The sequence below is a fragment of the Candidatus Allofournierella excrementavium genome (genome assembly GCF_048526665.1).
In the GTDB taxonomy this organism is placed as follows: Bacteria; Bacillota; Clostridia; order Oscillospirales; family Ruminococcaceae; genus Allofournierella_A; species Allofournierella_A excrementavium.
Genome location: NZ_DBGFPE010000042.1, coordinates 108,852 through 121,249 on the forward strand (window position 1 = coordinate 108,852; position 12,398 = coordinate 121,249).

13 protein-coding genes are annotated in these 12,398 nt (G+C 65.7%); 4 read left to right on the forward strand and 9 right to left on the reverse strand.

Annotated features, from left to right (window positions below; translation table 11 throughout):
- Positions 1-36: 36 nt before the first annotated feature.
- From rpmF to ACMI1Q_RS10465, 5 genes are all read right to left on the reverse strand, one after another.
- Positions 37-219, reverse strand: a complete 183-nt coding sequence (gene rpmF, locus ACMI1Q_RS10445) for a 50S ribosomal protein L32 (protein WP_177521942.1) — start codon at positions 217-219, stop codon at positions 37-39.
- Positions 220-233: 14 nt separating this feature from the next.
- Positions 234-752, reverse strand: coding sequence for a YceD family protein (locus tag ACMI1Q_RS10450; RefSeq protein WP_177521943.1), 519 nt, complete (start codon positions 750-752; stop codon positions 234-236).
- 120 nt (positions 753-872) lie between these two features.
- Positions 873-1,280: a hypothetical protein gene (locus ACMI1Q_RS10455; RefSeq protein WP_177521944.1), complete on the reverse strand. Its 408-nt coding sequence runs from the start codon at positions 1,278-1,280 to the stop codon at positions 873-875.
- 68 nt (positions 1,281-1,348) lie between these two features.
- Positions 1,349-2,683: a glucose-6-phosphate isomerase gene (locus tag ACMI1Q_RS10460; protein ID WP_330058681.1), complete on the reverse strand. Its 1,335-nt coding sequence runs from the start codon at positions 2,681-2,683 to the stop codon at positions 1,349-1,351.
- 138 nt (positions 2,684-2,821) lie between these two features.
- Positions 2,822-3,994, reverse strand: a complete 1,173-nt coding sequence (locus tag ACMI1Q_RS10465; RefSeq protein WP_419503716.1) for a D-alanyl-D-alanine carboxypeptidase family protein — start codon at positions 3,992-3,994, stop codon at positions 2,822-2,824.
- Positions 3,995-4,132: 138 nt separating this feature from the next.
- Here ACMI1Q_RS10465 and mtaB point away from each other — a divergent pair, with 138 nt between their 5' ends.
- Positions 4,133-5,425 (forward strand): tRNA (N(6)-L-threonylcarbamoyladenosine(37)-C(2))-methylthiotransferase MtaB, encoded by a 1,293-nt coding sequence (gene mtaB, locus ACMI1Q_RS10470; RefSeq protein WP_419503717.1) that lies wholly within the window; start codon positions 4,133-4,135, stop codon positions 5,423-5,425.
- A 50-nt stretch (positions 5,426-5,475) separates the two neighbouring features.
- Here the strand turns inward: mtaB and ACMI1Q_RS10475 are convergent, their stop codons facing one another.
- Positions 5,476-7,011, reverse strand: coding sequence for a polysaccharide biosynthesis C-terminal domain-containing protein (locus ACMI1Q_RS10475; RefSeq protein WP_419503722.1), 1,536 nt, complete (start codon positions 7,009-7,011; stop codon positions 5,476-5,478).
- 138 nt (positions 7,012-7,149) lie between these two features.
- Between ACMI1Q_RS10475 and ACMI1Q_RS10480 the strand changes: the two genes are divergently transcribed.
- The 3 genes from ACMI1Q_RS10480 to ACMI1Q_RS10490 are packed head-to-tail and all read left to right on the forward strand — an operon-like array spanning position 7,150 to position 8,959.
- The gene (locus ACMI1Q_RS10480) at positions 7,150-7,962 is read left to right on the forward strand and encodes a purine-nucleoside phosphorylase (protein ID WP_394979107.1); all 813 of its coding nucleotides are present in this window, start codon (positions 7,150-7,152) and stop codon (positions 7,960-7,962) included.
- Positions 7,963-7,994: 32 nt separating this feature from the next.
- Positions 7,995-8,834, forward strand: a complete 840-nt coding sequence (locus tag ACMI1Q_RS10485) for a P-loop NTPase (protein ID WP_177521950.1) — start codon at positions 7,995-7,997, stop codon at positions 8,832-8,834.
- Entirely contained in the window at positions 8,831-8,959 is a 129-nt protein-coding gene (locus ACMI1Q_RS10490; RefSeq protein WP_394979110.1) for a hypothetical protein, read from the forward strand. Before ACMI1Q_RS10485 ends, ACMI1Q_RS10490 begins: the two co-directional genes overlap by 4 nt.
- A 50-nt stretch (positions 8,960-9,009) precedes the next feature.
- On the opposite strand, the gene ACMI1Q_RS10495 is transcribed toward ACMI1Q_RS10490, so the two are convergent.
- The 3 genes from ACMI1Q_RS10495 to ACMI1Q_RS10505 form a co-directional block, all read right to left on the reverse strand.
- Entirely contained in the window at positions 9,010-11,577 is a 2,568-nt protein-coding gene (locus ACMI1Q_RS10495) for a heavy metal translocating P-type ATPase (RefSeq protein ID WP_419503718.1), read from the reverse strand.
- Positions 11,574-12,263 (reverse strand): hypothetical protein, encoded by a 690-nt coding sequence (locus ACMI1Q_RS10500; RefSeq protein ID WP_419503719.1) that lies wholly within the window; start codon positions 12,261-12,263, stop codon positions 11,574-11,576. The genes ACMI1Q_RS10495 and ACMI1Q_RS10500 overlap by 4 nt, the downstream gene beginning before the upstream one ends.
- A gap of 49 nt (positions 12,264-12,312) precedes the next feature.
- Positions 12,313-12,398 (reverse strand): DUF4368 domain-containing protein (locus ACMI1Q_RS10505; protein ID WP_176850317.1); only part of this gene is annotated, 86 nt, incomplete at its 5' end.

Below are 12,398 nucleotides of genomic sequence, written 5' to 3' on the forward strand. Positions count from 1 at the left end.
AGGCGCTGCCCTCCCCTTACTTCTGCGGGAAGCGGATCACGCTTCCTTCTTGACGATTTCCTTGCCCTTGTAGTAGCCGCAGTTGCCGCATACCTGATGGGGGAGCTTGTACTCGCCGCACTGGCTGCATTTGACCAGAGCGGGGGCCTCCAGCTTCCACACAGAGGAGCGACGCTTGTCGCGCCGTGCCTTGGAAACCTTTCTCTTGGGTACTGCCATTTTAAGCACCTCCTCTAATGTGAATCTTCGCTTAGCAGTTCTTTTAATATAGCAAGCCCTTGGTTTGCGGCAGGCTCTTGAGGCCCTGCCGGACAGCAGGAACAGCCTGCCGCTTTGGGTTGTCCGCAAACGGGGCAAAGCCCTTGACAATCCGCACTGCACAGCAGCACGGTGGGGAGCTCCAGCACCAGTTCCTCAAAGATGAGCTCGTCGATGTCGAGCACGCCTTTTTCGCTGACGGGCAGCTCCAGCTCGTCGCTTTCGAGGTCGCCCGGCCCAACGGACCAGTCTCGCTCGATGCTTTGCGAGCAGAACGCGGGTTCGAGGCACCGCGCACAGGGTGCGGTCACCTCTGCATTGAGGTTGAGATGGATCTGCGCTTTGCCGTTTTCGTCCAGCGCGGCGGAAAACTCGCCGGTGATCGGTCCGACCGGTTCATAGCCCGGCCAGTCCCACCCGGAAAGGTCGCATTCCAGCGCCGCCGTATAAGGCACGCGCCCGGTGCGCAGGAACTGTTTCAGGTCAAATTGCATACTTCACCTCAAAAAAGGCCGCCTGATTATTATATCCAATGCGCCCTGCTTTGTCAATAGATAATTTGAAAGCGGGGGTCATTTTTTTGACCCCCGCCCCCGAAGCCTTTTTTGCAGGTCTTACAGGTACTTCTTCACGTCTTCGGGCAGGTCTTCGGCCGCCGCGGAGATGGTGATGGTCACGTTGGTGCCGGCGGTGGCGGCCAGGCCCTCCACCTTGGTCAGGAACGCGCCCAGACCGGCCAGGTCGTGGTTGCAGGTCTTCAGGATGCCGTCGATGAACAGCTCGGTGATGTCGTAGTTGCCGGCCAGAACGCCCGCCACGAAGCCGTAGAGCATTTCATAGCCGCTGATGCCATATCCGTCAAGGTCCACCAGGCGGGCGGCATGGTCGATGTCGAAGGTCAGCTGCATGGACTTCTCCAGGACCACCACGTTGCCGGTGGTGCTCTTGGTCACAGTGTTGATGTGATCGATCATCGTTTTGGTCTTGCCGGTGCCTTTGGTGCCAACGATCAGTTTAATCATAGAGAGGGTACCTCCTTTATTTTCGAGGGCGCAAGCGGTGGGGCCCGCGCCCATACGACTCATGTTTATTATTGCAGCTTTGCTTCCAGCTCAGCCTTGCGGTCCTCGTAGCCGGGCTTGCCCAACAGCGCGAACATGTTCTTCTTGTAGCTTTCCACGCCGGGCTGGTCGAAGGGGTTGACGCCCAGCATGTAGCCGCTGATGGCGCAGGCACGCTCGAAGAAGTAGATCAGCCAGCCCAGGTCGTACTCGGAAAGGCTGGGCACCTCCAGCAGGATGTTGGGCACATTGCCGTCGGTGTGGGCCAGCACGGTGCCCTGCATCGCCTTCTGGTTGACCACGCTCATGTTCTGGCCCGCCAGGAAGTTCAGGCCGTCCAGATTCTCGGCGTCGGCCTCGATGAACAGGTCCTTTGTGGGAGCGGCGATGTTCACCACCGTCTCGAACATGATGCGCGCGCCCTCCTGGACGAACTGGCCCATGCTGTGCAGGTCGGTGGAGAAGATGACGCTGGTGGGCATGAGGCCCTTGTTGTCCTTGCCTTCGCTCTCGCCGTAGAGCTGCTTGTACCACTCGTTCATCATGGTGAAGTTGGGCTCGTAGGCGGCCATCAGCTCAACGCTCTTGCCCTTGCGGTACAGGATGTTGCGGGCGGCGGCGTATTTGTAGCAGTCGTTGTCCGGTGTGCAGACGGAGTAGGCGGCGCGGGCGTCCGCAGCGCCCTGCATCAGCTTGTCGATGTCGCAGCCGGCGCAGGCGATGGGCAGCAGGCCCACAGCGGTGAGCACCGAGTAGCGGCCGCCCACGTCATCGGGCACCACAAAGGTGGGCCAGCCCTCGTCGTCGGCCTGCTTTTTCAGGGTGCCGCGGGCCTTGTCGGTGGTGGCGTAGATGCGGTTTTTGGCCTCTTCCTTGCCGTAGCGGTCTTCCAGATACTTCTTGAACACCCGGAAGGCCAGCGCGGGCTCGGTGGTGGTGCCGGATTTGGAGATGACGTTCACGCTCACCCGCTTGCCTTCGCAGCAGGCCAGGATGTCGTTCAGGTAGGCCGGCGAGATGGAGTTGCCGGCGAAGAAGATCTGCGGGGTGTCTTTGCAGGTGCAGTTGTACATCTGGCCCTTGATGGCCTCGATGGCGGCACGGGCGCCCAGATAGGAGCCGCCGATGCCGATGACCACCAGCACGTCGGAATCCGAACGGATCTTTTCGGCAGCAGCCTTGATGCGGGCGAATTCCTCTTTGTCATAGTTGACGGGGAGGTCCACCCAGCCCAGGAAATCGTTGCCGGGGCCGGTGCGCTCTTCCAGCAGTTTGTGGGCCGTTTCCACCTGGGGCCAGATGGCGCTCCACTCGCCCTCGTTCACAAAACCGTTCAGGTGTTTTCCGTTGAATTTTACGCTCATGTTATGCTCTCCCGTCCTCTGCCCCGGCCCGCTGCCGACGGGGTGCCGCCGGGCGGTGAAGGCTGGGTGTTTGTTTGTAATAACTATACCGTTTTGACAGTACAAAGTCAAGGTGGCCCGCCGGGATTTGGCAAAAAATCAGTGGGCGGTGAGGGCGGCCAGCAGGCGCTCAAATCCCAGCCGCACCGTCATGGGCTGCACCTCCCCGGCCGCCGTCACCGGCCAGGAACCCAGCACCGTCTCGCCGCTGCGCACCGTCACCGTGCCCACCTGCTGGCCCGCCGCCAGCGGGGCCGCAAGGGTCTGGGGCAGCTCCAGCTCGGCGGTGAGGGCGCCGCCCTCTCCTTTCTGCACCAGCAGCTTTTGGGGCGCGGCGTATTCCAGCTTGACAGTCTCCTCGGCGCCGCCGGTCACCTGCAGGCTGGCGGGGGCGTTCTCCGGCGCGGGGGCCGTCACGTTTTCAAAGTTGGCAAAGCCGTAGTCCAACAGGGCGGTGGCGGCGTCGAACCGCTCGGCGCTGGAGGCCGCGCCCAGCACCACCGCCAGCAGGTCCAGCCCGTCCCGGCTGGCGCTGGCGGAGATGCACACCCCCGCGCCGCTGGTGGTGCCGGTCTTGAGGCCGGTGATGCCCTGGTAGCGCTTGAGCAGCTTGTTGGTGTTGAGCAGCTGGGTCTGCCCGCCCCGCAGCGTGTCCATCCAGATGGTGGTGTAGTCGGTGATCTGGGGGTGCTTCAAAAGCATTTCCCGGCTCATGATGGCCACGTCCCGGGCGGTGGAGAGGTGGCCCGCCTCGTCCAGCCCGCAGGCGTTTTTGAAGGTGGTGTTCACCATGCCCAGCTCCGCGGCCTTCTGGTTCATCAGTTCGGCAAAGGCCGGTTCCGACCCGCCGATGAATTCCGCCACCGCCACCGCCGCGTCGTTGGCGCTGGACACGCAGATGGCCTTTATCATCTCGTCCAGGGTGAATGTCTCCCCCGGTTCCAGCCAGATCTGACTGCCGCCCATATTATAGGCGTGGTCGGAGACGGGCACCGTGTCCTGCAAGCTCACCTTGCCCGCGTCGATGGCCTCAAAGGTGAGCAGCAGGGTCATCACCTTGGTGATGGAGGCGATGGGCATGGGGGTGTCCGGCTCCTTTTCGTAGAGCACCGTGCCGCTGGAAAGATCGATGAGCACCGCCGCCCGGCAGGGCACGTCAAAATCCGGCAGAGCAAAGCGCCCGGCGGCCAGCGGTTCGGCAAAGGCGGGCATGCACAGCGCCGCCGCCAGCACACAGCACAGCGCCAGGGCCAGCAGTCTTTTTTTCAGCATAAGAGTTCCTTCCTCTCTTTTCACAGGCCCGGGGGCCGGTTTTGTCTATGGAATGTATATGCCGCCGCCCTTGCGATTTTGCCCGCCGGGCCGTATAATAAGGCGGAGAACACCCCGTATTTACGAAGGAGATACCCTATGCGCGTGAGCTTTTACACCCTTGGCTGCAAGGTGAATCAAAACGAGACCGGGGCGTTGGAACAGCTGTTCCTGCGCCGGGGCTATACCCTCGCGGCGGACGGCGAAGCGGCGGATGTTTACGTGGTGAACAGCTGCACCGTGACCGCCGGGGGCGACAAGAAGAGCCGCCAGTGGCTGCGGCGGGCCAAGCGCCAGAATCCCGGCGCGGTGACGGTGATGGCCGGGTGCTATCCCCAGGCGTTCCCCGAGGAGGCCGCCGGGCTGGAAGAAGCGGACGTGGTGGTGGGCAACGTGGGCCGCGCCGCCATGCTGGAGGACATTCAGAAAGCGCTGGACAGCGGCGAGCGGGTGGTGGACATCCGCGCCCACGAAAAGGGCGAGCGGTTCGAGGAACTGCCCATGGAGAATTTTGAGGGCCACACCCGGGCCTTCATCAAGGTGCAGGACGGCTGCGACCGCCGCTGTGCCTACTGCGTCATCCCCCGGGCCCGGGGCGCCAGCCGCAGCCGCAGCGAGGAGAGCGTGGTGCAGGAGCTGACCGCGCTGGCCGCCGCCGGTTACAAAGAGGTGGTGCTCAGCGGCATCAACCTGCCCAGCTACGGCAAGGACACCGGCACCGACCTGGTGAGCCTCATTGAGGCCGCGGCGAAGGTGGAGGGCATCGAGCGCATCCGGCTGGGGAGCCTGGAGCCGGACCTTTTGAGCGACGAGGCCATCGCCCGGATGGCGGCGGTGAAGGAGCTGTGTCCCCAGTTCCACCTGTCGCTGCAGAGCGGCTGCACCGCCACCCTGCGGCGGATGCGCCGGGTGTACACCGCCGAGGAGTACGCCCGGGTGGTGGAAAAGCTGCGGGCGGCCTTCGGGGGCTTCGCCAGCTTCACCACCGACGTTATTGTGGGTTTCCCCGGCGAGACCGAGGACGAGTTTGCCGAGAGTCTTGACTTTGTGTGCCGGCAAAAGTTTTTGAAGGTGCACGTGTTCCCCTACTCCCGCCGGGCGGGCACCCCCGCGGCGAACTTCCCCGGCCAGCTCACCGAGGCCCAGAAGGCGGACCGGGTGCACCGGCTGCAAACGGCGGCGGACGAGGTGCGCGGCGCGCTTGCCCGGGAGATGCTGGGCACCGAGGACACGGTGCTGCTGGAAAAGGCAGTGAGCGGCAGCCTCTTCACCGGCTACACCCGGCTGTATCTGCCGGTGGCGGTGAAGGCCCCCGGCGCGGCGGCGGGCCAGATCGTGACTGCCCGGCTCACCGAATGGGACGGCGAGCGGGCGCGGGCCGAGGCCCTTTAAACAAAAGAAGAGCGGCGTTTTCTCCCCTCTGGGGCGGAAGCGCCGCTTTTTCAGTTCTCTTTGGCCGGGGCGCGGCGGGCATCCAGCACCGCCTTGAGCTGGCGGCCCGCCCCCAGGGGCAGCAAGAAGGCACAGAACAGCCCGCCGGTGGCCGCAACGCTGCACGCCACCTGCCACACGTCCCCCGCCGGGGCGGCGAGGCGCACGAAGGTCTGGCCCAGGGCCGCGGCGGCGGCGAAGAGCAGGGCCGGCTGGATGAACCACTCGAACCAGCGGGTACGGATGCCGGTGACCTTGCGGATGCGAAAGATGTTCAGCAGCGCCGAGGTTACGTTGGAGGCCCACATCACCACAAGGAAGCCCGTCATGCCGAACCGGGGCATGAGCAGCAGCACCAGCGCGATGCGCAGCATCGAGTCCCAGATGCTGTAACGGAAGGTGGCCACCTCCTCCCCCAGGCCCTTGAGGATGGAATCGCCCATGGCGTCCAGGTACATGCCGGGCAGCACCGGGGCCAGCACCAGAAGATAGAGGCCCACGCTCTCGTCCCGGTAGAGCAGGCGGGCCAGGGGCGCGGCGTTCAGGGCGATGAGCCCGCCCGCCAGCACCGAAAAGAGGTTGGTGAACAGCATGATGCGGCCCACCAGCGTTTCCAGCGTGCGGCGGCGGCCAAGAATGTGGGCGCGGGTGACCTCCGGCAGCAGCAGGGTGGCCAGCGGCGTGAGAAAGGAGAAGGGAAAGAGCAGCACCGGCATGGCCATGCCCTTGAGGGCCCCGAACTGGGCAAGGCTCTCGGCCCGGCTGCCCAGAAAGGCCAGCAGGCAGGCGGGCACCAGCATGTTCTCCGCCGTATGGAGGGCGCTGTCCAGGCAGCGGCCTCCCTCCACCGGGGCCAGGATGTGCCAGATGCGCCTGCCCGCGTCGGCGGGCGGGGCCGGGCGCGCCCCGCCGAACAGCCGTCGGGCGTCCTTTCTGTAATCGTGCAAAAGCAGCAGGCAGGCCAGCGCCTCGCTGACGGTGTTGCCCGCCACCAGCGCCGCGCAGGCGTACTGCGCGCCCCAGCCCCCCGCCGCGGGCAGCACCGCCGCCGCAAGGGCGATGCGCACCGCCTGCTCAAAGACCTGGCTCTTCACCCCCGGGCCCACCCGCTGGCGGGCAAAAAAATAGCCCTTGAACACCGCTGCCAGCGCCATGAAGGGCAGGCTGGGGGCCAGCACCAGAAGGCCCGGTTCCGCTCGCACGTCTCCCAGGGCGAAGCGGGCCACCGGCCGGGCCAGCAGCAGCTGAGCGGCGCAGGCGGCAAAGCCCAGCGCCAGAGAAAGGCGCGTCAGCTTTGCCATCATGCCGGCGGCGCGGGGAGCTTCCAGGCGGGCCAGTTCCTCGGCGGCCAGCCGGGTGGCCGCCACCGACATGCCGGCAGTGGCCACGGTGGCAGTCAGGCCGTAAACGGTGAAGATGAGCTGATAGAGGCCCATGCCCTCGGCCCCCAGCAGCGCCGCCATATAGACCCGCAGCACCATGCCCGCCGCCCGCAGGCCAAGGCCGGTGACCGTGAGGATGGCCGCGTTTTTCAGATAGACCCGCACTCCGGCCAATGGATGCGCCTCCCCCGCTGTTTTCTCCCTCCATTCTTATGCGCGCGGCGGCAAAAAGTATGCCCCGCCACCTTTTCATTCCGGCGGGTTTGTGCTACTATAAAAAGGACTACGACAGGAGGTTTTTGTATGATCGAAAAGATTCGACTGGCTGCCGGCTTTCTGCGGGACCGGCTGCCCGCCGCGCCTCAGGTGGGGCTGGTGCTGGGCAGCGGCCTGGGCGGCCTTGCCGACCGGCTGGAAAACCCGGTTTATATCCCCTATTCCGAAATCCCCGGTTTTGTGGTGTCCACCGCGCCGGGCCACGCCGGGCGTTTTGTTGCCGGGCAGCTGGCGGGCAAGCAGGTGCTGTGCATGCAGGGCCGGCTGCACTTTTACGAGGGCCACTCCATGGAGGACATCGTCTTCCCCGTGCGGGTGATGAAGGAGCTGGGCATCGAGGCCCTCATCCTCACCAACGCCGCCGGCGGCGTGAACCTGGAGTTCTCGGTGGGCGACCTGATGATCATTGAGGACCACATCAACTTCATGGGCCGCAACCCCCTCACCGGCCCCAACGACGAGGAAGTGGGGCCCCGCTTCTGTGACATGACCTTCGCCTACACCCCCGCTCTGCGGGAGCTGGCGCTCAAAGTGGCCGCCGAGCAGGGCGTTGCCGTGCGCGCCGGCGTGTATCTGGGCTACATGGGCCCCAGCTACGAGACCCCGGCGGAAATTCGTGCTTTCCGCACTTTGGGCGCGGACGCTGTGGGCATGAGCACCGTGCCCGAGGTCATCGCCGCCAGCCACTGCGGTCTGCCGGTGCTGGCCATCAGCCTCATCACCAACATGGCCGCGGGCATTGAAAAGAAAAAGCTTTCGGGCGACGAGGTCATCGCCATCGCCGACCGGCGCGCCCAGGTCCTGCAGGACCTGGTGCAGGGCGTCGTGGCGAAGCTGTGACCCGCCCCGTGAGATAAAGGAGAGAAAAACCAATGAGCGAATGCACCCATGATTGCAGCAGCTGTTCGCAGAACTGCGCCAGCCGCCAGAATCCCCAGGACTTCCACGAGCCCCCGCACCAGCTGAGCAGCATCAAAAAGGTCATCGGCGTGGTGAGCGGCAAGGGCGGCGTTGGCAAGAGCATGACCAGCGCCCTGCTGGCGGTGGAGATGCGCCGCCGGGGCTACCGTGTGGGCGTGCTGGACGCCGACATCACCGGCCCCTCCATCCCCAAGCTGTTCGGCATCCACGGCCGGGCGCTGGGCGATGAGAACGGCATCTGGCCCATCCAGAGCCGCACCGGCATCGACGTGATGAGCGTGAACCTGCTGCTGGAAAACGAAGAGGACCCCGTGGTGTGGCGCGGCCCGGTCATCGCCGGCGCTGTGAAGCAGTTCTGGCAGGAAGTCATCTGGAAGGACGTTGACTTCCTGTTCGTGGACATGCCTCCGGGAACCGGCGACGTGCCTCTGACCGTGTTCCAGACCCTGCCGGTGGACGGCATCGTGGTGGTGACCAGCCCCCAGGAACTGGTGAGCATGATCGTGGGCAAGGCCGTGAAGATGGCCCAGATGATGAACATCCCCATCCTGGGCGTGGTGGAGAACATGAGCTACCTCGTCTGCCCCGACTGCGGCAAGAAAATCCCCGTCTTCGGCGACAGCCATCTGGAAGAGACCGCCGCCAAGTACGGCGTGAAGGTGCTGGCCAAGATGCCGCTTGACCCCCAGCTCACCGCCTGCGCCGACGGCGGCGCCATTGAGACCTACGCGGGCGACGCCCTGGCCCCCGCCGCCGATGCGGTGGCGGCCCTGCTGGGTGACGCGAAATGAAAAAGCGGCCCGGCCTGTGGCGTCAGCTGCGCCAGGGGCTCAGCCCCTTGCTGGTGTTGACCTGGCTGGTGGTGCTGGCCGTGGTGTTCGGCCTCGCCTTCTTCAGCTGGCAGACCTTCCTGTGAACCAAACAAAAAAGAGCCGCCCCGCCGGGCGGCTCTTTTTTTGTCTCGGTTTATTCGATGCCGGTGACTTCGTAGCCCGCGTCGGTGACGGCGGCGGTGAGGGTCGCGTCCTCCACCGGGGCGTTCAGGGTGACCCTGGCGCACTTGCCCTCCAGGTCGGCCTTGGCGGAAGCCACGCCGGCCACCTCGGCCAGCGCCTTCTCTACCCGGGCGGTGCAGTGGCCGCAGGCCATGCCTTCGATGTGAATGGTTTTCTCGGTCATGACAGGTTCTCCTTTCGGCTGCGCCTCTTGGGCGCAGGGTTCGTTATTCTGAGGCAGGTCCGCCGGGCGCTGGGGCGCGGCGGCCTGTTTCGGCTTGAAGAAATTGAGGCGCAGGGCGTTGGAAACAACGCACACGCTGGAAAGGCTCATGGCGGCGGCCCCCAGCATGGGGTTCAGCACCAGCCCGAAGCCGTAAAGCGCGCCCGCCGCCACCGGGATGCCGATGCTGTTGTAGAAGAAGGCCCAGAACAGGTTCTCCCGGATGTTGCGGATGGTGGCGCGGGAGAGGCGCAGGGCGTTCACCAAGTCCCACAGGTCGCTCTTCATCAGCACCACGTCGGCGCTGTCGATGGCCACGTCCGTGCCCGCGCCGATGGCCACGCCCACGTCCGCCCGGGTGAGGGCGGGGGCGTCGTTGATGCCGTCGCCCACCATGGCCACCCGGCGGCCCTGCTGCTGCAAGGCGCGCACCTGGGCCTCCTTGTCCTGGGGCAGCACCTCGGCCACCACCTGCTCGATGCCCAAGCGGGCCCGGATGGCTTCGGCGGTTCGGGCGTTGTCACCGGTGAGCATGATGACCTTGAGGCCCATGGCCTGCAATTCACCGATGGCGGCGGCGCTGGTGGGCTTCACCGGGTCGGCGGCGGCCACAAGGCCCAGCAGTCTGCCTTCGGCGGCGAAGTACAGGGGCGTTTTGCCCTCCTTCGCCAGCCGCTCGGCCTCCGATGCGGCCCAGGCGGCATCCACTCCCTGCTCCTCCATCAGGCGCAGATTGCCCGCCAGATGCTCCCGGCCGTTCACGAAGGCCCGCACGCCCCGGCCGGGCAGGGCTTCGAATTTTTCGGCTTCGGGCAGGGGCATGTCCCCCGCCGCGGCCAGGATGGCCTCCGCCAGCGGGTGTTCACTGGGCTTTTCCAGCGCGGCGGCCACCCGCAGCAGTTCGGTTTTGTCCACGCCGGGGGCGGGCAGCAGGTCGGTGACGGCGGGCTTGCCCTCGGTGATGGTGCCGGTCTTGTCCAGCACCACGGTGTTCACCTTGTGGGCGTTTTCCAGCGCTTCGGCGTTTTTATAAAGGATGCCCAGCCGCGCGCCTTTGCCCGTGCCCACCATGATGGCCACCGGGGTGGCGAGGCCCAGGGCGCAAGGGCAGCTGATGACCAGCACCGAGATGGCCCGGGCCAGGGCGAACTCCATGGTCTGGCCCAGCGCCAGCCACACGCCAAAGGCGGCCAGCGCGATGGCGATGACCACCGGCACGAACACGCCGCTCACTTTATCCGCCAGCTTGGCGATGGGGGCCTTGGTGGCTCCCGCGTCCTGCACCAGGGCGATGATCTGGGCGAGGGTGGTGTCCTGCCCCACCTTTTCCGCCCGGAAGGTGAAGCTGCCGGAGCGGTTGATGGAGGCGGCGATGACCCGCGCGCCGGGGGCTTTTTCCGCCGGGATGCTCTCGCCGGTAACGGCGGACTCGTCCACGCTGGACAGGCCGGTGAGCACCGTGCCGTCCACCGGGATGCGCATGCCCGGCTTGATGACCACCGTGTCCCCCACGGCTACTTCCTCGGCGGGTATCTCCACCTCCGCGCCGTCCCGCAGCACCAGGGCGGTGTCGGGGGCAAGGTCCATCAGCGCACGGATGGCCGCCCCGGTGCGTCCCTTGGCCCGGGCCTCCAGGAACTTGCCCAGGGTGATGAGGGTGAGGATGGTGCCTGCCGACTCAAAATAGAGGTCCATGCGGTAGCGGTCCACCAGTTCCATGTCCCCCGTGCCCAGGCCCCAGCCGATGCGGTAGAGGGCGAACAGGCCGTAGACCACGGCGGCGGCGCTGCCCAGGGCGATGAGGCTGTCCATGTTGGGGCTGCGGTGCCACAGGCTCTTGAATCCCACGATATAGAACTTGCGGTTCACATACATGATGGGCAGCACCAGCAGAAACTGGGTGAGGGCAAAGGCCACCGCGCCCTCCCGCCCGTGGAAAAAGGCGGGCAGCGGCAGGCCCATCATGTGGCCCATGGAGACGTACATCAGCGGGATAAGAAAGGCCAGCGACACCACCAGCCGCTTTTTCATGCCGCGCAGTTCCGCCTCGGCGGGGTCCTCGCCGGCAGGGGCGGCCTTGGCCGGGGCGTCTTTGCTGCCCGCAGGGGCAACCGGGCTGGCGCCATAGCCCGCCTTTTCCACTGCGGCGCAGATGTCCGCCTCGGTGACGGCGGCCGCGTCGTATTCCACCTGCATGGAATTGGCCAGCAGGTTCACCTGGGCGCTGTCCACGCCCTCCAGCTTGTTCACCGCACGCTCCACCGCCGCCGAGCAGGCGGCGCAGCTCATGCCGGTGACGTCAAACTTCTGTTTCATTCGCTCGCTTCTCCTTCACATTCGCAGCAGCAGCCCGCCGGGGCGGCGGGCGCGCCGAACAGTTCCTTCAGCCGCCGGGCCTGCTGTTCCAGTCGTTCCGCCTCTTCGCGCAGGCCCTGGGCCCGCCGGGTGGCGGCAAAGCTGGTGAGGGTGTGGTCCAGCGCGGCCAGCTGGGCGGAGAGAGTGGTCTCCTCCAGCCGGGCGGCCCCGTTCAGGTCCCCCATCCGCCGCAGGATGTCCGCCCGCAGGCCCAAGCCCTCCTGGTTGCAGCTGGGCAGGTTGCCCAGAGCCTCCAGCGCCCGGTCGAACTGGCCCTTGTCGGCATAAAGGCGGGCCAGCATCCTCCAGGCGGCGCGGCGCTGCTCTTCATCGGGCAGCTCCACCGCCTGTTCAAAGAGCCCGGCGGCGGCTGTGCACAGTTCTTCCCGGGCGGCTTCGTCCCGGGTTTTATCTGCGAAGCCCGCCAACAGGAAGCCCAGCCGGAACCGCAGGTTCAGATCGCCGGGGTACTCCCGCAGGCGTTGGCGGCAGAACTCCAGCGCGCCGCACCAGTCGCCCCCGTCGAACAGCGCCCGGGGCGTTTTGCACACCGCGTCTATCTCTTCCGGGGAAAGTTCCGGCCGAAAGCCCAGCAGTTCGTCGGCACTGCAGCCCAGTGCCCGGGCCAGCGGGCAGAGCAGGGCCACGTCCGGCAGCGCGCCGCCGGTATCACATAGTTAAAAATATTGGTGTCATTTAATCAATTTTGCCGATAAAGCGGTAGAAGATTTCTACCTCCTGTTCCCGGCTTCCGTCCTCACCTTTGACCGCTTCATGGACAA

Coding starts and splice junctions, on each gene's coding strand:
- ACMI1Q_RS10480 (WP_394979107.1), top strand. CDS start 7,150: ATGATCGAAAAGATTCGACTGGCTGCCGGCTTTCTGCGGGACCGGCTG.
- ACMI1Q_RS10490 (WP_394979110.1), top strand. CDS start 8,831: ATGAAAAAGCGGCCCGGCCTGTGGCGTCAGCTGCGCCAGGGGCTCAGC.
- ACMI1Q_RS10450 (WP_177521943.1), bottom strand. CDS start 752: ATGCAATTTGACCTGAAACAGTTCCTGCGCACCGGGCGCGTGCCTTAT.
- ACMI1Q_RS10485 (WP_177521950.1), top strand. CDS start 7,995: ATGAGCGAATGCACCCATGATTGCAGCAGCTGTTCGCAGAACTGCGCC.
- ACMI1Q_RS10455 (WP_177521944.1), bottom strand. CDS start 1,280: ATGATTAAACTGATCGTTGGCACCAAAGGCACCGGCAAGACCAAAACG.
- ACMI1Q_RS10465 (WP_419503716.1), bottom strand. CDS start 3,994: ATGCTGAAAAAAAGACTGCTGGCCCTGGCGCTGTGCTGTGTGCTGGCG.
- mtaB (WP_419503717.1), top strand. CDS start 4,133: ATGCGCGTGAGCTTTTACACCCTTGGCTGCAAGGTGAATCAAAACGAG.
- rpmF (WP_177521942.1), bottom strand. CDS start 219: ATGGCAGTACCCAAGAGAAAGGTTTCCAAGGCACGGCGCGACAAGCGT.
- ACMI1Q_RS10460 (WP_330058681.1), bottom strand. CDS start 2,683: ATGAGCGTAAAATTCAACGGAAAACACCTGAACGGTTTTGTGAACGAG.
- ACMI1Q_RS10495 (WP_419503718.1), bottom strand. CDS start 11,577: ATGAAACAGAAGTTTGACGTCACCGGCATGAGCTGCGCCGCCTGCTCG.